11 protein-coding genes and 2 pseudogenes are annotated in these 21,681 nt (G+C 42.1%); 4 read left to right on the plus strand and 9 right to left on the minus strand.

Annotated features, from left to right (window positions below; translation table 11 throughout):
* Positions 1-11: 11 nt before the first annotated feature.
* Both BSCG_RS25835 and BSCG_RS25830 read right to left on the minus strand, forming a co-directional pair.
* Positions 12-956, minus strand: a complete 945-nt coding sequence (locus BSCG_RS25835) for a tyrosine-type recombinase/integrase (protein WP_008644687.1) — start codon at positions 954-956, stop codon at positions 12-14.
* Between the two features lie 395 nt (positions 957-1,351).
* Positions 1,352-4,315 (minus strand): hypothetical protein, encoded by a 2,964-nt coding sequence (locus BSCG_RS25830; protein ID WP_008774657.1) that lies wholly within the window; start codon positions 4,313-4,315, stop codon positions 1,352-1,354.
* A gap of 881 nt (positions 4,316-5,196) precedes the next feature.
* On the opposite strand from BSCG_RS25830, the gene BSCG_RS25825 reads away from it, so the two are divergent.
* Positions 5,197-6,426, plus strand: coding sequence for a site-specific integrase (locus BSCG_RS25825; protein ID WP_004311259.1), 1,230 nt, complete (start codon positions 5,197-5,199; stop codon positions 6,424-6,426).
* Between the two features lie 19 nt (positions 6,427-6,445).
* Positions 6,446-7,657: a site-specific integrase gene (locus BSCG_RS25820; protein WP_008774659.1), complete on the plus strand. Its 1,212-nt coding sequence runs from the start codon at positions 6,446-6,448 to the stop codon at positions 7,655-7,657.
* A gap of 64 nt (positions 7,658-7,721) precedes the next feature.
* On the opposite strand, the gene BSCG_RS0127105 is transcribed toward BSCG_RS25820, so the two are convergent.
* Together BSCG_RS0127105 and BSCG_RS28440 are read right to left on the minus strand one after the other, a co-directional pair.
* Positions 7,722-8,015, minus strand: coding sequence for a helix-turn-helix domain-containing protein (locus tag BSCG_RS0127105; protein ID WP_004311261.1), 294 nt, complete (start codon positions 8,013-8,015; stop codon positions 7,722-7,724).
* Positions 8,016-8,027: 12 nt separating this feature from the next.
* Entirely contained in the window at positions 8,028-8,231 is a 204-nt protein-coding gene (locus tag BSCG_RS28440) for a helix-turn-helix domain-containing protein (RefSeq protein WP_032849094.1), read from the minus strand.
* Between the two features lie 661 nt (positions 8,232-8,892).
* On the opposite strand from BSCG_RS28440, the gene BSCG_RS25815 reads away from it, so the two are divergent.
* Complete coding sequence (locus BSCG_RS25815; protein WP_004311263.1) at positions 8,893-12,441, plus strand: Eco57I restriction-modification methylase domain-containing protein; 3,549 nt, start codon at positions 8,893-8,895, stop codon at positions 12,439-12,441.
* Here BSCG_RS25815 and BSCG_RS25810 read toward each other — a convergent pair.
* Positions 12,413-13,099 (minus strand): annotated as a pseudogene (locus BSCG_RS25810) (transposase); the annotation flags it as partial. The gene BSCG_RS25815 and the pseudogene BSCG_RS25810 overlap by 29 nt on opposite strands.
* A 232-nt stretch (positions 13,100-13,331) precedes the next feature.
* On the opposite strand from BSCG_RS25810, the pseudogene BSCG_RS25805 reads away from it, so the two are divergent.
* Positions 13,332-13,505: pseudogene (locus BSCG_RS25805) on the plus strand (transposase); the annotation flags it as partial.
* A 3-nt stretch (positions 13,506-13,508) separates the two neighbouring features.
* Here BSCG_RS25805 and BSCG_RS25800 read toward each other — a convergent pair.
* From BSCG_RS25800 to BSCG_RS25785, 4 genes are read right to left on the minus strand one after another with little or no spacing between them, the layout of a single operon-like run.
* Complete coding sequence (locus BSCG_RS25800) at positions 13,509-15,698, minus strand: hypothetical protein (RefSeq protein WP_008774662.1); 2,190 nt, start codon at positions 15,696-15,698, stop codon at positions 13,509-13,511.
* A gap of 2 nt (positions 15,699-15,700) precedes the next feature.
* Positions 15,701-17,902, minus strand: a complete 2,202-nt coding sequence (locus BSCG_RS25795; RefSeq protein WP_004311266.1) for a HEAT repeat domain-containing protein — start codon at positions 17,900-17,902, stop codon at positions 15,701-15,703.
* Between the two features lie 6 nt (positions 17,903-17,908).
* Entirely contained in the window at positions 17,909-20,083 is a 2,175-nt protein-coding gene (locus BSCG_RS25790; RefSeq protein WP_005651733.1) for a HEAT repeat domain-containing protein, read from the minus strand.
* Between the two features lie 30 nt (positions 20,084-20,113).
* Entirely contained in the window at positions 20,114-21,676 is a 1,563-nt protein-coding gene (locus tag BSCG_RS25785; protein ID WP_004327091.1) for a DUF6850 family outer membrane beta-barrel protein, read from the minus strand.
* Positions 21,677-21,681 lie beyond the last annotated feature (5 nt).

Below are 21,681 nucleotides of genomic sequence, written 5' to 3' on the forward strand. Positions count from 1 at the left end.
GAGTAACAGAGTTATTTCCAAGCACTTACACCTACAATAGAACGTTTTACAAAGTCAAGAACTTGTTTATTTGCTTCATCAATTTTCTTACTCCGGAAAGGTTTCAGATAAGTCTCCGTCACAGTGATAGACGAATGTCCCATCGCTTCGGAAATAATACCCGGATGGATTTCACAATAATAAGCTGTCGTAGCCCAGGTATGGCGGGCGGTGTACGAGCTCAATTTATCGGATAATCCCAATAATTCACCTAGCAACATCAACTGTTGGTTAAAACTGCGCAATGCCAACTGATATTCGCGATACGCCTCTTTAGTTCCTTCACGGCTTTTCAACAATGGAAATAAATAGGGAGAAGAGGGATCGCGATTCATATACTTCTTCACCAGGATCATCGCTTCGGGAGTCAACGTCACAGACAACGGGCGCCCTGTTTTACGCCGGCGATATGTTATTACGTTATCACGCAAATCACTCTTACGCAAATAAGCGAGATCGACAAACGGCATACCACGAAGCGAAAACATCAGAATGAACAACTCTTGCGCCTGACATACAGCAAATGGCACACCTGACGTACGAGACAATTTGGCAAACACCTTCTTCATATCTTCATCACACAACGCACGTTTATGATCGGTACGAGTACCGGTATAAACAGAACGGAACAGATGAGGTACATAAGGAGCTTTCCCAAGATCGACGGCACGATTGTAAACCGCACGAAACGTACGCAGATAAGTGGAAACGGTGTTCCAGCTACAACCACGACTACGAAGATGTATTTCAAATCCTTTTAACCACTCCGGACTCACTTCTTCAAAGGTGAAGTCCGCTTTCCCACAATAAGCAATGATGGCATTCAGACTGCTACGATAAACGTGTGCAGTACCGAAGTTTCCCTCCACCTGTAGCCCCGTGGCTACTTGCTTCATAAATGTTACTACTTTCAACATTTTCTCAATTTATTAATTTATTCGACAATAAAGATACAAGTATTCTTTCATCTAAAAACTCATCATACGAACAAAACTGAAAACGAAGATGTTTTTATAGAGAAAGCTATCAAAGTCGATTTATAACAAAAACCCGGACTTTCGCAAGCTCGGGTTTTCTATATCTTGTGAACGCCTCCTTTACCTATAGGGAAATGAGGGACTAGCAATTTGATTCTAGTACAACAAAAAAGACGTTCCAAGAGTAAAGATAAAAGGGATGCCAGTGGGAAATTAGGGTGGCATCCCTTTTCTAATAGAAGAACAAAGATGGAAGGATGGACTTTCACAAGCTGTGTCCTTCGCTTTGTTCTGGGGTAAAAATATCTTTTTCACACATAGGTGAAGAAGGGTTTTTAGTCTGGAATACTAGTTGACTCTTTTGTCGGATCTATTTTCACTGTAACCGTTTTACCAGCAGCATAATTAGTAATTGTTCCCCAACGTGATTCGGCAACAATGTTAACAATAATGCTAACTTCAGCTTTCAACTGCTTTCCTGTATTGGTAAGAGTCAAAGCACCCGTATTCTTATCTAAAGTAACATATTTAGCATTAGCGGCATCAGCCAATTCAAATGTAGGAGCTACAAATCCGAATATGCCTAATGGAGCTGCTCCCCATTTGTCGCCAGCTTTTACTTCCTTACCTGCTTCCCACATTTTCTCTTTATTAGAAGCTTTCCATATAGCTCCTGTTGCAAGTTGAGTAGTTGCATCCACTTTATCACTACCAATCTTCACTGTTGTAGCAGTCGGAGCAGTCCATTCACCACTAAGATCAGCAAGAGTAAAGGTTGTTTCCTTAGAAGTTACTAATTCGATATCTGCTCCAGCCGCATTTTTAGCAATAACCTTAGCAACAACTACTATAGCCTTAGCAGGAGCAGGGTTAGAGTATGTATTATCCACTTTCAAGACATTATCTGCAAGGCTAACACCAGTGATCGCCTCTTTCAGTGAGAACTGAACAGTAGCACCTACCTTCTTAGCATTGTCCACAATCGTTGCATAGTTCGCAAAGAGAGAAGGGATTTCCATCATGAAATTCATAGATGTAGGCTTGTCTGCCGGAAGAAGATTTGCGGTCAAAGCCAAACTTGATCCACCAGTAATAATCTTATCATCATACGTCAATGTGTAATCAGCATCTGTTACCTCAACTGTAATTGATGGTTTCAAAGTGAAGTTCTGTACATCAGATACCTTTACTTTTACTTCCGGTACATAAGTATCTTTTACTGTACCCTTCGGAACTACAATTTCCAATTCGTTTGTAGTGGTATTAGCTTTAAATCTCAAATATACTCCTTCTGCAGCTTTAAAGGCAAAATTCTCTGCTGGCAATTTTTCATAAACTTCCTGACTAATACCAATATCAGTACTACCACCAGTTGTACCATAAGGAACTGTCACATCAGCTACTTGTTCTTTTGTTCCATCAAATTTAACTGCCGAAATAGTTGGAGAAACTTCCGGATCTGTCAATGCCGCTTTAGCGGTAACATCAGCAAAAGCAGTAACTTTCTCGAAATCAGTACCAGTGATTGTTACAGTGGCCTTTGGTTTGGCTATTTTACCATTAGAAGCATCAGTATAATTTTTCAACTTCAGTACACCCTTCTCAATGGTATAGGAAGCCGCATCATCGCCCTCTACCTTATATGATACTACGAACTTCTCGGCATTCACACTGCTTGCCATTGGCTCATTAGTAACATCATCACCAGCTCTATTTTTACCAGTAATCTGAAGAACAGCTCCCGTTGCATAATCTACAACTGATAGAGGTTTATCATAAAGAATATAATCAATTTCTTTATTCGGTGATTCCACTTTTACATCAGTAATCGCTCTATAATCCGAAATTACCGGGAAATAGTTCGAACTGATATTAGTCAGATTCTTGCTTTGATCTTTAGCGATAAGATTCAGACTAACAGCGAAACTCTTGTCCGTTGAAGTAGAAATAGTAAAAGTAACGATACCTGTAGCTTCGTCTACTTCCGTTTTCTCAATGTTATAAATCTCGGCTGTGCGGGTCTTAATTTCCTGTCCGTCGAACGAAGGAGCATAATTCTCTGCGAAGTTGGCAACGGCCGTTGCAGGAGAAATACGGAATTTCATCTGGATCGGTTTCGTTTCAGCTACCAATTTATTATCGTAGAAATAAGACATAAAGATGATTTTACCATCTTCATATTCAGGAACATAAACTACGCTCTGAATCTGATTTTCAAGTGCTGTGATACGAGTTTTTAATGCAGTAAACTCTCCATCTACCCCACTTTTATAAGTAGCAAGATAGGCTTCTACTTTATTATCAAAATCTGCTTTAGTAGCGCAATAGCCATAACTAGCTTTGATCGTAGAGATTTCAGCCAATACTGCCGCAAAATTTTCATAACCACCACCAGCTAAAGCTGTTTCGATAGTTGTTTTAAATGTAGTAAGCGTAGTGATATTACTGGTAACAGTTTGGTAAGCAGTTGCCTGTTCACTCTTATAAGTTTCAAAACTAGTACTCAACGTTGCTAATTTATCGTCTACACCTTTGATAGCAAGATTGATAGCAGAGGTTTCCGCCAATACCTGTGATTCAATAACCTCGTTTACATATTTAGCAATAGAGCCATTGTCTTTCAGCAACTCCAGAACTTCGTTATCAACCAATCCTGCAAGTTCAGAATGGGCTACGTAAGCAGTCAAATCATCCTTCAATGCAGCGTTTTGATTGAATGTTTCCAATGCGGTGATTCTGCCATCCAATTTTTGCAGTTCCAAGATATTAGCTTGTATCTCAACAATAGCAGCCGCATTATTGTCAGCCATATCTTTTACAGCCTTCAATTCATTCTTAGCTTCTGCCAGTTCATTTGCTAATTTTTTCAGGTCTTCGCTAGATGCAGCACCAGCCAATTTTTCTGTCAGGTCGGCAACTTTAGCTTCCAGATCTTTTTTCGTTTCGTTCAAAGTTCCCTCGATTGAGTTTACTTGTTTTGAAAGTTCGGTAATCTGGTCGCCCAATGTTTTAATAGTACTTGCATCTGCTTTGTTTTCCAACGCAGTCTGCAACGCTTCTACTGTTTTCAGCAAATCCTGTACTGCCTTGCTATCCGCCTTACCATCAATAGCAGTTTGCAATTGAGTCTGCAAAGTTTGAATGGCACTAGATATGGCCGCTTTCATGTCCTCTGTACTCACCGGATTAGTGGACGTAACTTTATCAATCTGCTCTTGCAGATTTTTGATGTCATCGTCATAGTCCTTACAACTCGTTACAGTTGTACTAACCGCAAGCGTCAATGCCCCAAAAAGCATTACCCTAACAAATTTTTTCTTCGTAACTACTTAAAAATTACATTAATAATATATTATTAAACACTAAGTTTCAATAATAGCCGCCCGTTACTTCGTAGGTAACGGATAAACCTTTGTACCTGCTCTTTTGGAGTAGTCAATACTGAAAAATAAGACGATAAGCAATGAAACATTTTTACCCCTGCTTCTGAAAGGCAGTAGAGGGAGGGAAATCTTTTGCAAAATTTAGAAGTTAACAAAGTCCTAATACAAAGAATCCGTGTGTTTTATTTGTTTAATTCCTCTTTTGAGTAGTTTATTAGAAAAAATGTATGATTTCGTTTGGTTGTTTTAAGAAATATGCTCATATTTGCACCGATATTTCAACCCGTTACCTACGAAGTAACAGAGTAAAAATCAAGCACTTGCACCCATCACCGAGCGTTTTACAAAGTCGAGCACCTGTTTATTTGCTTCATCAATTTTCTTACTTCGAAAAGGTTTCAAATAAGTTTCCGTTACAGTGATAGACGAATGTCCCATTGCTTCGGAAATAATGCCCGGATGAATTTCGCAATAATACGCAGTCGTCGCCCAAGTATGACGTGCTGTATAAGTAATATTTAGAAATGCAATAAAAAACAGAATGACGATAATTAAACGTAAAACGTTTATAATTAAGCATTTTGCGAGAATTGCAGAACAGACAGACCTGCAAAAGAAAACAAAATATTGCGACGTTTCAGTTACCAGACTGTTAGCCGCCTGTTTCGGAAACGACGGCAGGTAACCGAATTTTTACCGATAAGAACAAAGCGGATTTGTATTCACTGTTTCTCAATGTTTTGCATGCCAAAGGACGCTTTTCAAAGGAGTATTTTTACAACCTAAAAAAGAGCGTTATGAAAGTGGAAAAATTCAAGGTGCTGCTCTACCTGAAAAAGAGCGAGCCGGACAAGACCGGCAAAGCCCCGATCATGGGACGGATCACCCTCAACCGCACGATGGCGCAGTTCAGCTGCAAGCTCTCCTGCACCCCCGGGCTGTGGAACGCGCGTGAGAGCCGGCTGAACGGCAAGAGCCGGGAAGCGGTGGAGACCAATGAAAAAATAGAAAGACTGCTGCTTGCCGTACACTCGGCCTTCAATTCCCTCATGGAAAGAAAAAGGGATTTCGATGCCGCCGCGGTCAGGGACATGTTCCAGGGCAATGCGGGCATGCAGATGACCCTGCTCAAACTTCTCGACCGGCATAACGGGGAAATGAAGGCCCGTGTCGGTGTGGACCGTGCGCCCACCACACTCTCGACCTACCTCTTCACCTACCGCACGCTTTCCGAATTCATCAAGGCGAAATTCAAGGTTCCGGACCTTGTCTTCGGGCAGCTCAACGAGCAGTTCATCCGCGACTATCAGGATTTCATCCTTCTGGAAAAGGGATATGCCGTGGACACGCTTCGCGGCTACCTGGCCATCTTGAAAAAGATCTGCCGCATCGCCTACAAGGAGGGCCACTCGGAGAAATACCATTTCTGCCACTTCAAGCTGCCCAAGCAGAAGGAGACAACACCGAAAGCACTCAGCCGTGAGAATTTCGAGAAGCTGCGTGATCTGGAGATACCGGAAAAACGCAGGTCACATGTCATCACCCGGGACCTCTTCCTCTTCGCCTGTTACACCGGCACCGCCTATGCCGATGCGGTAAGCATCACCCGGAAGAACCTCTTCCGGGATGACGAGGGCAGCCTCTGGCTGAAATACCAGCGAAAGAAAACCGACTACCTCGGACGTGTCAAGCTGCTTCCGGAAGCCGTCGCGTTGATTGAGAAATACCGGGACGATACCCGCGAGACTCTTTTCCCGCCGCAGGACTACCACACGCTCAGGGCCAATATGAAATCCCTGCGCCTGATGGCAGGGCTGAGCCAGGACCTTGTCTACCACATGGGACGGCATTCTTTCGCCTCGCTGGTCACGCTCGAGGAGGGAGTGCCGATAGAGACCATCTGCAAAATGCTGGGACACTCCAACATAAAGACCACCCAGATATACGCGCGCGTAACCCCGAAGAAGCTGTTCGAGGACATGGACAGGTTCGTCGAGGCAACCCGCGATTTGAAACTTATCCTTTAATCCCTAAACAATCATTATCATGCGCAGTACATTCAAGCTCTTATTCTACATCAACCGTAACAAGGTGAAATCGGACGGCACGACCGCCGTCCTCTGCCGGATCAGCATCGACGGAAAGAAATCGGCAGTCACGACAGGCGTCTATTGCAAACCCGGGGACTGGGACAGCAAGAAGTGTGAAATCAAAACAGCCAGGGAGAACAACCGCCTTGCCGCCTTCCGCAGCCGGTTGGAAGAGGCGTACGGGAACCTGCTGAGGAACCAGGGAGTGGTCACGGCCGAACTGCTCAAGACCACCGTGTCAGGCGCCAATTCCGTACCGGAATACCTCCTGCAGGCCGGAGAGGTGGAACGCGAACGGCTCAGGGTCCGCTCCAAGGAGATCAACTCCACTTCCACCTACCGCCAGTCGAAGACCACCCAGCTCAACCTCAGGCAGTTCATCGAATCCCGCGGGATGAAGGACATCGCCTTTTCGGACATCACCGAGGAGTTCGCCGAATCGTTCAAGGTCTTTCTCAAGAAGGAGCTGGGACACAGGAACGGACACGTGAACCACTGCCTGTGCTGGCTCAACCGGCTCATCTACATCGCCGTGGACCGGGAAATACTAAGAGCCAATCCGATAGAGGACGTGGCATACGAGAGGAAAGAAACACCTAAACTAAGGCATATCAGCCGCAGTGAACTGAAGCGGATGATGGAAACCCCGCTGCCCGACCCGATGATGGAGCTGGCACGCAGGACGTTCATCTTCTCCTCGCTGACCGGTCTGGCCTACGCGGATACGAGGGCTCTCCATCCCCGTCACATCGGAACGACTTCGGAAGGAAGAAGGTATATCCGCATCCGCCGCGCCAAAACGGACGTGGAGGCGTTCATCCCGCTGCATCCCATAGCCGGACAGATACTGGAGCTTTACAAAACCACGGATGACGACAGGCCGGTATTCCCGCTGCCGGTCCGCGACGTCCTCTGGTATGAGGTACATGGAATGGGCGTGGCATTAGGCATGAAAGAGAACCTGTCCTACCACATGGCCCGGCATTCGTTCGGGACCCTGACACTGACCGCAGGTATTCCGATAGAGAGCATCGCCAGGATGATGGGCCACACGAACATCGACAGCACGCAGGTCTACGCCCAGGTCACCGACCGGAAGATATCCTCGGACATGAACCGGCTGATGGAAAGAAGAAAGCCCGCGGCCGGCAAGGAAGCCGCAGGCTAAATAAAAACTGCCGCCGGAATCGTAAATGCAATTCCGGCGACAATCCTTAAACTTAAATACGATATTATACCAATGCAGGGTGATAGTTCTCCTCCAGCAGCCTCTCGATGTCCGACTGCCTGTACAGGATCTTCCCGCCAAGCTGGATATAGGGAATCCGTCCTTGGTCCCTGTAATCCTGCAGGCACCTGCGGCTGATCTTCAACATCCCGGAAAGCTCCCTGTCGGTCAGGAACCGTTCCCCGTTGAAGGGAGGACGGTTGTCACGGGCAAGACGTTCCACTTTTTTCTCCATGTCGTCCAGCAGGGCAAAGAACCTGCGGACACGTTCGTTCTCCTTGTCGATAATGCCTTCCATCTCTTCCGCTCTTTAAAGGTTTCCGTTCTTCCTTCTTTCTCTCACCTCCTTCTCCTTGCGTCTGATGCCGACGTAGACCATCAACTTCTCCACATCCCCGGGCTTGTAATAGAACTTGCGCTGGAGGCGGGTGAACGCCAGCCGTCCGGTATCGCGGAGAGTCTGCAGGGTACGCGGCGAGATGTCAAGGCGCAGGCAGACATCCTGGCCGTCCAGTCACTCTCCGGGTTCCTTACAGCGGTTTCTCTCATACAATCTGTCCACACGTGCGGACAGGTTCTCGGCGCGCGCCAGCATCCTCTCAAGGACACCGGCCTCGATGTAGCATATTTCCATATTTTCAACTCGTTTAAATATCAGTGCGAATATAAGGGAAGAAACCATGAGAGGCAAGCACGACCGGCACACTGGCAGGAATAGTCATGGATAGTCGGTTTTTGTCATATGGGAAGGAAAAAGAAAGCCGAAGCAGGTCTGGATCCACTACCCCCTTTGGGTATGTGAAAGGAACGTTGTGGTGAAAGAAAAAACTCCTTTTCACACATGGATGAGGCAATGCCGGAAGTCCGGCAATAAAAAATGTGGCTTCTCTATCCGGGTAAATGCCATGATTACAGACTTCTTCCTGTTCCTATACCATCAGGTCGGTTACCTTCAGGTTAACAACTTATCCAACCTGTGATAGATCCGGATGTGAAAAGATTACTTTGGCTGGCTATTACAATATAATAAGTAGAATCATGTCAAATCTACTGCTGCTATTGTTTGTTGATAATGGCTGGCAGTAGAACAAACTTTCGTTAAACCAATACGTTCATTCTTTATTATCAAGTTTTTAGACTACCTTTGTATTTTATTAACTCATTTACCAAACATTATGGGACTACTCAAACCGAATCAAGTTTTGAACAAAGCATATAGACAGGTTGCGATTGAAACAACAGATTTTGACTTATTCAAAAATGCCCTTCGCACATTGAGAGACAATATTGTGGATGGGCAAAGAGAACACACGCAAAAAGAACATTTACGTAATTTTCTGAGTGAAACGTTCTACAAGCCATACTACATGGCTCCCGAAGAAGATATTGATTTGGCTATCCGATTGGATAAAACTATCAAGTCCAATATAGGGTTATTGATTGAAGTAAAGAGTACCACCAACAAAGGTGAGATGATTTCTAATGACAATCTTAATCGTAAGGCTTTGCAGGAATTATTGCTATACTATCTTAAAGAACGTGTCAATAAGAAGAACAATGATATTAAATATCTCATCGCTACTAATATTCATGAATTCTTTATTTTTGATGCCCATGAGTTTGAACGCAAATTCTATCAGAACAAACAATTACGTCGTGAGTTTCAAGACTTTGTGGATGGACGCAAAACCAGTAACAAAACCGATTTCTTCTATACTGAAATTGCAACAACCTATATTGAGGAGGTGAAAGATAGCCTTGAATACACTTACTTCAACTTACAAGACTATCAACACCTGCTTGATAGAACAGACAGTAGCGCTTCACGCAAACTTATCGAACTTTATAAGATATTCAGCGATACACATCTTTTGAAGCTATCGTTCCAAAATGACAGCAATTCGCTCAACCGTGGATTCTACACTGAGCTGCTACACATTATTGGTATTGAGGAACGCAAAGAGAATAATAAAACCGTGATTGTACGCAAAGCTGTGGAACGGCGTGACGAGGCTTCATTACTAGAGAATACTATTAACCAACTGGATGCAGAAGATTGTTTGCGTCACATAAATGGTCGTTTGTATGGGAATGATTATGAGGAACGGTTATTCAATGTTGCAATGGAATTGTGTATTACTTGGATGAATCGTATCCTTTTCTTGAAACTGTTGGAGGCTCAGATGTTGAAATACCACAATGGAGATGCAATCTATAAATTTCTTTCAATAACTAAGATTCATGACTATGATGATCTCAACACACTCTTTTTCCAAGTGCTTGCACGTGACATGGGCAGCCGCACACACTCCATTATGCGTGATTTTGCTTACGTTCCCTATCTTAACAGTTCTCTTTTCGAGGTGACAGATTTGGAAAGTAAAACAATTAAGATAAACAGCCTTTCACAACGTACGGTACTTCCTGTCTTGGCGAGTAGCGTATTACGAAATAAAAAACGCAATCTACAAGTCAACGCATTACCCACCCTGCAATATTTGTTTGCTTTTCTCGACGCTTATAACTTTGCGAGCGAAGGCAGTGAAGAAGTGCAAGAAGAGGCTAAAACACTCATCAATGCTTCTGTTTTAGGGCTTATATTCGAGAAAATAAATGGTCACAAGGATGGTTCAGTATTCACTCCAGGCTTTATCACTATGTTCATGTGCCGTGAAGCAATCACCAAGACCGTGTTGCAAAAGTTTAATGGTTATTATGGCTGGAATTGTACCACCCGTATAGAACTATACAACCATATTGACAATATAGTCGAAGCTAATGAACTAATTAACAGTTTGCGACTGTGTGATCCAGCTGTTGGTTCGGGTCACTTTCTTGTGTCTGCTCTCAATGAACTGATACTCTTGAAATACGAATTAGGTATTTTGGTAGATGCTACCGGTAAGCGTATCCGCAAAGCGGACTATCAACTTGCCATTGAAAATGACGAGCTGATTGTTACCGATACCGAAGGTAATTTATTTGCTTACAACCCACTCAATGCGGAAAGTCGCCGCATGCAGGAAACTCTTTTCAAGGAGAAGCGTCAAATCATTGAGAACTGTTTATTTGGCGTTGATATTAACCCCAACTCTGTGAAGATTTGCCGCCTACGACTGTGGATTGAATTGTTGAAGAATGCTTACTATACGGCTGAAAGTAATTACACTTATTTAGAAACCTTACCAAATATCGACATTAACATCAAATGTGGAAATTCTTTGCTTCACCGATTCGCTTTGACAGACAGTATTCAGACCGTACTGCGAGAGTCTAGTATCAGCATCAGCCAATATAAGGAGGCTGTAGCTAAATATAAAAATGCCCAAAGTAAAAGCGAAAAGCAGGATTTGGAAACGTTTATAACAGAAATCAAGTCGAAACTGAAAACAGAGATCAACCGCCGGGATGCACGATTGGTTAGATTGAACAAACGCCGCTCTGAGTTGGCAAACTTACAAGCGCCTCAACTGTTTGAACCGACAAAAAAGGAAAAGAAAGCGTCGGACAAGCGCATTGCCGATTTAAAGAAAGAAATTGCGACTTTAGAAAATATATTTGAGGAAATACGCTCCAACAAAATTTATCTTGGTGCATTCGAATGGCGTATAGAGTTTCCAGAAGTACTCGATGCCGAAGGCAACTTCTTGGGATTTGACTGTATCATTGGCAATCCACCTTACATTCAGTTACAATCTATGGGTAAGAGTGCCGATGTATTAGAATGCATGGGTTACATAACTTATGCACGCACTGGTGATATTTACTGCCTCTTCTATGAGTTGGGTATGAACCTGCTTACTCCCAATGGTTTTCTTTGCTATATCACGTCTAATAAATGGATGCGTGCAGGGTATGGTGAAGCCTTGCGAGGTTATTTCGCAAGCAAGACCAATCCTATTATGTTGGTAGATTTTGCAGGTATAAAAATATTCGATGCAATAACGGTAGAAGCAAATATTCTTTTATCTCAAAAAGCAGCAAATATTTTTAACACACAAGCTTGTTTGGTACAAGATTCGAATGGCTTGAATAATTTGAGCGATTTCGTGCAGCAACAAGGCGTGAAGTGTAACTTTGCAGATTCTATCCCATGGGTGATATTGTCTCCCATTGAACAGAGCATCAAGCAGAAGATTGAGTCTGTGGGAATACCCTTGAAGGATTGGAACATCCAAATCAACTATGGGATAAAAACTGGTTTCAATGATGCTTTTATCATTTCTACCGAAAAGCGTGATGAGATACTAGCGAATTGTCAAACAGAAGATGAACGTGTTCGGACGGCTGAACTTATACGACCGATTCTTCGTGGCAGGGATATCAAGAGATATGAATATGAATGGGCGGACTTGTGGATTATAGCCACATTTCCTTCGCGGCATTATGATATAGAAAGTTATCCTGCGGTGAAAAATTATCTTCTGTCAATTGGCATAGAGCGTTTAGAACAAACAGGAGAAACTCATATTGTTAATGGCAAAAAAATAAAAGCCCGAAAGAAAACTAGTAACGAGTGGTTTGAAACACAAGATAGCATCAGTTATTGGGAGGATTTTTCTAAGCCAAAAATTGTATGGAAAATAATCGGAAACCAAATGGCTTTTGCATATGATGCCAACAATTATGTAATGAACAATGCCTGTTATATTATGACAGGCGATCATTTGGATTATCTGTTGGCAGTATTGAATTTTCCAATAACTGAAGTAACCTTCGTGTAATCATACGAGTCTGTGATTTCCTGCGTTTACGCAGTTTGCTATAAGCAAGATAGGCACGGCGTACATCAAGATACTTGTTACGGGGACGTTGTATGTGCAAGGTCTGGCAATGTTTGCACAGATGACGATGAAGCCATACAATACCTTCCCATAAGAGTTTGGTATCAGTAGGAAAACGCAGATGACTTTCATAACAGGTGGCATCGGTCATACAGACATGAAGGTTCTCAAGATAAGGTTTCCAATGCTCGGCAAGAATGAGCTGGAGGGGCTCAACGTCAAGGCGATGCGCTAGTTCCTGACGAATTGCACTAACGATTTTAGGATTGGTTAGTGGATGAAGCGGATCAATCTGAACACCACAAAACAACTGGTAATGAATATTACCGTTTAAATGCTCAATCAGTTGTGCATCGGAAAAGTTGGTATAGGACTTCAAGACCATCAAGGCTATTTTACCTTCGGAAGAAAAATAACTTTTACGACCCAAAGCAGAGGACTTCAAATGCATTTGTCGGGCCAGTTCCGAGAAAGGAAACAGAGCATGGAGGCGACCTAATTCACTCGTTGCAAAACTTTGACGATATTTTTTTAGCATATCGAACTCGGTAAAACCTAAACGAGGTTCGATTTCTGAGATTTTTTGTATCTTTACCATGTGTTTTTATTTTAGATTACCCCCGTTTTGGCCGTCAAACCGTTTTTTGGGGGGAATGCTTAAAGATACAAAAAAGGCAACTAACTCGCAATGAATTAGTTGCCTTAAATTTTATTATTTTAGGAATATCCCTGTTTTAATGATTGGTGTCTGGAACTGGTTGAGGAGTTATACTATAGACATTTACTGAATGTCCCTGTATAGTGTCGATAATATTAAAGAAAAACTTGTTATCTCCCTATATGCCAAAGGAATGAGCGTGTCAGACATAGAAGAGGAGATGCGTGAAATCTATGAGATAGAACTGTCCACATCAGCTATTTCCATCATCACGAACAAAGTCAACCAGGCTGCTCAGGAATGGCAGAACCGCCCTTTGGATCCGGTCTATCTCATCGTTTGGATGATTCTACCTATTTTGACTTTTCAGCCTATTAATTGTTTTGGTAACTTCGTTCATTAGCTTTTGATTGGAAGTTCTAAATGTGTTAAGTTCTTTGATTATATCTGCTTTATTATAGTATAAATTATACCAGCCTAATGTTTCAGCAGCCAATATGCGAAGTTCTTCTTCTTGGCTTTCATTTTTTATAATGTTCAGTAATGGCTCAATAGCTTTAGCAATAGGTTTATTTCGGAACCTACTTATTTCGCTTTGTATCTGTTTGGTAGTACTTTCCGGACTGTCAATAAGTGCAAAATCTCTTTCAAGTCCTTTCTTTTGGCGAGGAAGGTATTCTAACAATTCATTCACATAGGAAGAATCGTAGAAAGACCAATCGGCAGCCTGTTTCTTCAATTCATTCAAAGCCATATCATGGTCGAACGTGTTGATAGCACTAAAAATTCTGAAACGATGGCGGTTTTCATGTCCGCGTAATAAATAGCTTTCTATCCATGCCGGCAACAATTCCGGATTGCAATTCTTTTCAACGTATTCCACCGCATAACGACGGATCAGTTCATAACTGTCGTTCATGGCTGTCTGCAATACATCGGCAACCTCTGTCGGATAGTTCAAAGCTAATAGGCGTAATGCTTCCAACCGCACAACGAAATAGTTCGATTCGTGGTAACTTTTCTTCAGCAACTCAACGAGACCACTATAATTTGCCATTGACAATTGACGGAGCGCCATTGCCTGCATGTCAGCCATAGGGGAATTCAGCTGTTTTTTCCAGAATGTAACATTTCCTTCCTGCGCAACTAAAGCTTGGTTGATGTCCATATCCAGCCCGGCATTATTGGTGAAGTGAAAAGTCGGGTCACCGATCAGATGATTTTCCAAGAAGCAGGTAAAACGAGTGAACTGCCCGATGCGCATACCGGCAGCTAACAAGCCGAGAAATTCATCCGGCCATTTATCTTGAATGGTGTTAACCGTACATCCCATAGTAGCAATGGTCTTACCCTTATTGAATATATAAGAGCCTACAATGTTGTCATCCAAATGGAAAGAACCGTTGAAACAAGCATCGAACAATATAAAACGCGCATTAGGAGTCAAAAGACGAATATCTTCAGTATAGATATCCATATTACGGTTTACAATGGAATCCGATTTTATTTTCTCCTCATCGAAAGCTTCCGCACACCAACTTTCAGGCACCCCATACTGCTTGGCATATTCTTTGATAGCAGCTTCACGCCCATGTTTCTTGGCGTATGAAGGCACTTTGCTTCGCAAGAATATTTTGGCATTCTCAATACTCAAATTAATACCGGAACCATTTTCATAGCCATTGATATACTGCATGGTGGGGCCACCGTGGTGATGGAATAGCATGACATCTAATCCTTCGCGCTGAATCTCGTTCAAGTATAATGGTTTCATCGGATAGCGCATGTTAAAATCATAGAACTTCACTGTATTACCCGATTTGAATATTTGCGGCAATTGCTCACGTAAGGCTATTTGCTCACCGCTCCATGCCAAAGGATCTTCAGAATTGTAACCATGGCCACGGGCCATAGTCAGTTGGTCAAATGCATTTTGCTTTGCTTTTTCGGCAACTGCCTTTTTTAAGTAATCGCGTAGCATCTGATAACGGTTCTCACCTTCTAAATGTAATGGACGGATACGGGCCGAATAAATATCCGGTGAAATATACTGTTTAGAATCAGCACGCAATGTCATATAATGATAGTCAGGTATCAAACTGTCTTGTTTAATATAATCAAATTTTAATCCGAAGTCATCATAATAACGGTCGGAAGGAACGCTTGATTTCTGCCAATTGGCTTTGGGAGACCTTTTGAAAGCCGAAGATAGATGATGTGCATCACGAATCATTGGAATAGGGATGTCACCTATAAATACGCAACCCTCCAAAGGCGTTTTCTCATTCTCATGCAATTTGACAAGTTGCTCACGAATAGGTTCGGGCCTTTTCCAATCATCAATTAGCAAGTAAGTACCTAAACCTTCTTTTTCTATACTGGTACGATAAGCATCAATTTCACTTTTCGCTTCATCATAACTTTTCTGATCGACTACAATTGCAAAAGTAGTCTTTGTTTTTATACTAGGATGTACAACTGTTTGCGCCTGCATATCCTGTAAGCACAAAGCGGTAATTGCCAAAAGGATGTATTTCATATTTATAAACTTAATCTTTTGATTGTCTGTTCAAGCTCTGCTTTTAAATCTTCCGGAAGATTGGCTGTTTGTTGCATCTTCTTTATTTCTTCAAGAATGTGTGGCCGTTGTACAGAATTAGTAAACCAACCTAATGCTTCGGCCATTACTACACGTACTTCCTGTGGATTACCGGCATCACGAATTACATTCAAATAATCATCCACGTGGAAATGGAATGTATAGTTACGCACATTGCGGATTGCACTGATACGTTTTGCTTCCGGTGCAGCTACATCCATCAAGGTCTGATGGACTTTTGCCTCTTGTACAAACATTCTTTCCAGGCTTCTTAGTAATCGTTTTTTCTCTTCGTTTTCATTCAAACGGTCAACTTTTGCATAAAAGTCTTCTATTGTCTTTTCTACTTTCTCTTTCGGATAAAGGCTTAAAGCCTTGTTGGCACTCATTTGTACGCGTAAGCGTTCATTATGTTCGACCAATGCTTCCACAATAGCGGGCAATAAGGAATCGTCACCTACAAATCCAGCATAAATGGCACTTTGGCGAGCTACCATTTCATAAGTATCGTTCAAACCTTCGCGTAATGCTTCGATGAAGTTGTCGTCCTGATAACGGCTCAACAACTTGATAGCTTCCATACGAACCGTATTGAAGCCACTTTCCCGGTACTTCTTCAGGAGCAACGGAGATAATTCCTTTTGGGTATCGGCGTCAGCCAGCATACGCATGGCCAAACTTTGTACATCAGCGTATGGGCTGTTTAACAAATTCTTCCAATAGGCTTTGTCATCTTTGTGTATTGTTATATCGGTACTTAAAGTATTGGCTTCGATAGGAGCAAAACGGAAAGTGGGATCACCAAACAAATGACCTTCAAGTGATACGATTAGCTTATTGTATTGCCCGGCTCGTACACCATGGGACAACAAACCAATCATTTCAATAGTCCAGCGGTCTTGCAATACGTTACGGGTATTTCCTTGTGCTACTAATGTCTGACCGTCATTAAAGATATATTGTCCTGCTATATAGTCGTTTTCGTGAAAAGAACCGTTGTAGCACGCATCAAACATTATCATCTTCGGATTAGTGGAAAGATTTCTCTTCATTAAATCTTCCGTTACGATACGTTCATCAGCGTAGTGAAGAGAGTCTGCTTCCCAGAACTTAGGATTGTCCAGGTCTTTAAAAAACACCTCATTCACTTGTCGTTTTTCCTGCATCTGAATACGTAAGGTGTCTTTGTCACGTTTTCCAACATGGGACATGACTGCATTATAAAGTGTACTCTTCAACATTTTATAACGATTATTGAAATCAGTGCATGCCAATTCATCATTAATAAGCTGCCCTGTTGGCATTCCATGTTCATGAAACATAAATAAGTCAAGGTCCTTTCGTTGCAATTCGCTGAATAACTTATATTTCATAGGGTGTTTCATTCGGAAGTTCCAATGTTTGAATCCCATTTGACGACCAAAAGCTAATGGAAAGTTCTCCATATAAGCTTTTTCGTCATCCATCCATACAATCAGGCAATCGGAATTGTAAGAAGCACCATTGAATGAGAATACCCGATCTAATTGATTATGCTTATCTGCCTTGGCAGCAGCAGCTTTCTTCAGATATGAGGCAATGGCCGCATATTTATCCCCTTCCTTTTTTTCCGGATACTTGATACGAGCTGAATAGAAAGTAGGATTTAGCCGCTGGGGACTGTCTTCTGTCAATTTGTAGTAGAAATGCTGATGATTTACTGAGTCTTGCCTGATGAACTCAAACTTTAAGTTCAGATCATCATAAAAGCGGTCGGTAGGTACGGAAGACTGATCCCAAGGAAAGGCTTTCTCATTCATTTTGAATGCAGTAGTCATGTGTTGCGCATTACGTACCAATGCGACAGGCACATCGCCGATTAAAACCAGACCTTCCAATGAAGGGCATTCTTGATATGTTTTGATGATTATCTGTTTGACTTGATCTGGATTTTGCCAGTCACCGCTGATCAGATAAGTTGCCAAACCATCATCTTCAACCGCAGTTTTGTACTGATGCATGGCATCTTTGGTATTTGCATAAGTTTGGTTATCTGTTATGATAGCAAAAGCGGTAGGTTGTTTGACCAATGGCTTTATGACTGTTGTTTGTGCATTTCCTGCCAATGGCAAAAGAAATGCCAGATATATTATTTTTTTAATCATGGCCAATTAATTTTTAAGTCTGTAATATGTACGGTCGGCTTCTTCACGAAGGTTCTCGGATAAGCTCTTATCTTTTCTCAGTTGATCGCATACCCGAAGGATGTCAGGCTTCCGATAAGAATGAGTGAACCAAGCAAAAGCCTCCAATAAACAGGTTTTTAGCTTTTCACTTTCACTGGAGTCGGTAAGTAAAGCCAAGAGGCCGTCTACACAGGCATGTGCCATATGATTTTTCAGAGAATTGCAATAAAGGATGCGCCAACGTTCGGAAGTTTCTTTGCTTAATAACTCTTTTTGCATGCTACGACTATTATTGGCATTCTCCAAAACCTTACGCATCTCCTCCTTGTCTTGCAACACATAGGTCTCAGCCATTACTTTATCAATTGCCGCCTGTACGGCTGCCTGATCAAAGACTTGAAGCCCCAAACTCACATTAAATGCCACACGCTCGGATAGGTTGTCTTCTACATAGGCTTTGATTTGCGGATAAACATACTCGTTCAGTCCCACATGTTGCATCATACGAACAGAGGTGCGACGAATAAATTCATAGGAATCCGTAATGGCCAAGTGTAAGACTTCCCGGAAGTTTTTGTCACTAATCTTCTCAAGCAATGCCAAGCAGGTGAAACGTACCATCATGAACGAGGAAGTTTCAAAAGTTTTTCTTAATAAATCAGAAATACCCGGATAGTCATTGCGATAAAGGTTGTGCAAAGCAAAATTCTGTATGTCGGCATAGGGCGACTGTAATAACTCCAACATGCGGGACTCGCTATATGGTTCTTTGAACAAAGCATTGGCATCTACCTCATTGATAGATTGAAAACGTAGAGTAGGGTCACCGGTAATGTGCGATTCGAGAATATTCGTCAATTTAGCCCATTGCCCCACTCGTGCTCCCATACCTAACAGGCCGAGCATCTCGTTTGCCATTTTATCTTGCAGTACATTGACTGAATTGGCAAAAGTAGTTACGCATTTTCCTTCCGACATGATATAACGTCCGGCAATGTAATCTTTTTCCCGGAAATCACCATTATAGCATGCATCGAAAATTACCATACGGCTATTAGGCTTAAACTCTGTAACTTCCGACAGGATAATACCGGTGCGTAGGTCTAGTAAAGAATCTTCTGCAATTACTTTGGGATCATCATAGCCTGCAATCCAAGTAGTGTCCAAACCGTATGTGTTTTTCATCATATCCAGCATTTCGTCGAAAGACTTTTTGTTGTTTTGCTTTCTACGCGCTAAACCACGATAATAGTACTTCATTGCATCTACATGAGCATTCCACCTATTAGTAGCGGGACTACCGGAAAGATATTGACGTTCGGGCATACCATGCTCATGAAAAATAGACAAGTCCAGATCTGTGCGTTTCAGCATATTAATGACATCGTCCTTGGGATAATCGCTGAAATTATAACGGATGAAACGGGCCCGTCCCTCTTTATCGAATACGCCCGGCATTTGTTCGCGAATAGTAAAGGTTTCCGGTGTCCATGCAGTCAATGAGTTAGAGTAAGAGCCATCACCTGTATAGGAGAAGAATTGGTCTAATTTATTGTTTATCTGGTGCTCAGCCACCACTTTTTTAAAATAGCGGCTGATTTGCGCATGCGGTTCTTCGCCGTTATCAACAGCTTTGACACGTGCAGAATATATGTCACACCGAATTTGCTGTGGAGATTTTATAGCCAAATTATAATAGAAGAAATTATTTTCGACACTGTCCTGTTTCAAAAAATCGAATTGTAGGTCGAAATCATCGTAGAAACGGTCGCTGGGCACTGAAGAATCTCTCCAGTCATTGTTTTTCTCATCCATTTTAAAAGCGGAAGTCATATGCTGGGCTTTGCGGAGCATTGGAATAGGGATATCACCGACAAATACCACTCCTTCCAATTTATCCTTTTTGTAGAGCTTAACAATAACTTTCTTTACATCTTCCGGTTTATTCCATTCATTGTATACGATGAACGTAGGCAACCCTTCCATTCCTAGAATCTCCTGATAGGCTTTAAGCTCGGCTTCACAAGCCTGAAATGTCCCTTTATCTGTAATTACAGCAAAAGAGGTGTCCTTTACTTTCACAGCCGGTTTAACAAATGTCTGTGCCCGCAGAGATAATATGCTGCAGAGCATCAAACTTCCAGTTATTAATTTACGCATGTTTTGTAATATAGATTTCGTTATGTAGCATTAAAAATTACATCCTAAACTTATCGATAAATGAGTACGCCCATCATAATCATAGTCAGAGGTATTTACACGATCGAATACAACTTTTGCAAATAAGTTCATACGTCTGTTTTCTCTGACTTGTTGCGAATACGTTATCGACCCGCCAATACGATAGTAATCACAGGTATAATAATTAGTCAGCCCTTGTTGTAATTCGGTTACAGTTGGATAGTCTGCATGGCTGCCACCATATACATATTCACCTCCCAGATTATTGTTATACGCAACATGAACATCTATTAAAAGCCTGCGATTCAAACTATTGCCTAAAACAAAATTTTTTTTGCCACCTAAGCCTAAAGATAAATTTTCTGCATTCTGTACAGAATTAGGCATTAAATATTCATCGTCTTGCTTGGTATAATTCACATTTAATTCTGCTTTCCAACTATATTCATTCCCGCGGTTTCTGCTTAATGCATAATTAAGAGAAGCGGTTTGTGCCTTGTACGTAGAACGGATGTTATTATATAATTCCACCCAGCCACTTTGTGATTCAGAGTTATCGCGTTGAGAAATATACTGAATACCATCGATGTTACGATTTGTATATGTGGTTCTCATATAATTGGTATAGTCCTTTCCTTCCTGAATCATCGTTAAAGAAACATGAGCAGTTTTATCTTTTACACCGGCTATTTTTTTAGGAGTCGTATAGCTCTGCTGAACAGTTTCCGCTTTTACATCGTAACTGCCCTCAAGCAGTAAATTGAAAGAGGGCATACTGAAGTTGTACTGGAGAGCTCCACCGAAACGGTCTCCAATATAATTGCTGGTTACACCGCTGCCTATTCCTTTTATGGCTGTTCCCAAACCGTATAATATATAATAGTCCTGATCCACATAAGAGTTGACATTACTCATTCTTGAGTCTTCCTTGATAGAACTATACTTGAAACTTGCACCAAACTTGTGTGAATTATTCAACTTGTAAGTAATCCCCGGCGTCAGTCCCAGCGTATAAAAACGGGTATCCACACGCGGGTCGCGCTGTTTGGCAGCTAATGTAGCTACATAATTACCTTCCAACCCCAATGCCCAATGATTACCAAGTAAAGGAGTAGCTGCACGAAACTTCAGATCGTAATATTGATTTCTCCATTTGCTTAAGTGCTGGTCTGCGACATAGTAAGGCATTCCCCTGAATGGATCGGCAATGGAGGCGTTATATCCGGCATCTGTCAGATTTTTTTGTGCAAAATTAAATGCTCCCCACACATATGCATTTTTCAGATTGATAAAGCCTTCACTGGATACACCTACGATAGCCTCTTTCTGCCCCTCTTGCGGACGGCAATAGTTTCCGTCCTGTAAGTCATATCCCAATATAACATTCGAATAATTCTGAATATCATCGAATGGCATACCGGCAGCATTCTGTGAATGAGACCATAGTCGTCTTGTTTTCAATTGTTCCATAGCGGCGGGAGAGAAGCCCTGTGCCGCTCCCACCATACTTACAAGGCAGGCTATCATTACCAGCAGGCAGCTTTTCATATAGTTCATATATTGTTTTTTCATTGTTC

The organism is Bacteroides sp. 2_2_4 (genome assembly GCF_000157055.1).
GTDB lineage: Bacteria > Bacteroidota > Bacteroidia > Bacteroidales > Bacteroidaceae > Bacteroides > Bacteroides ovatus.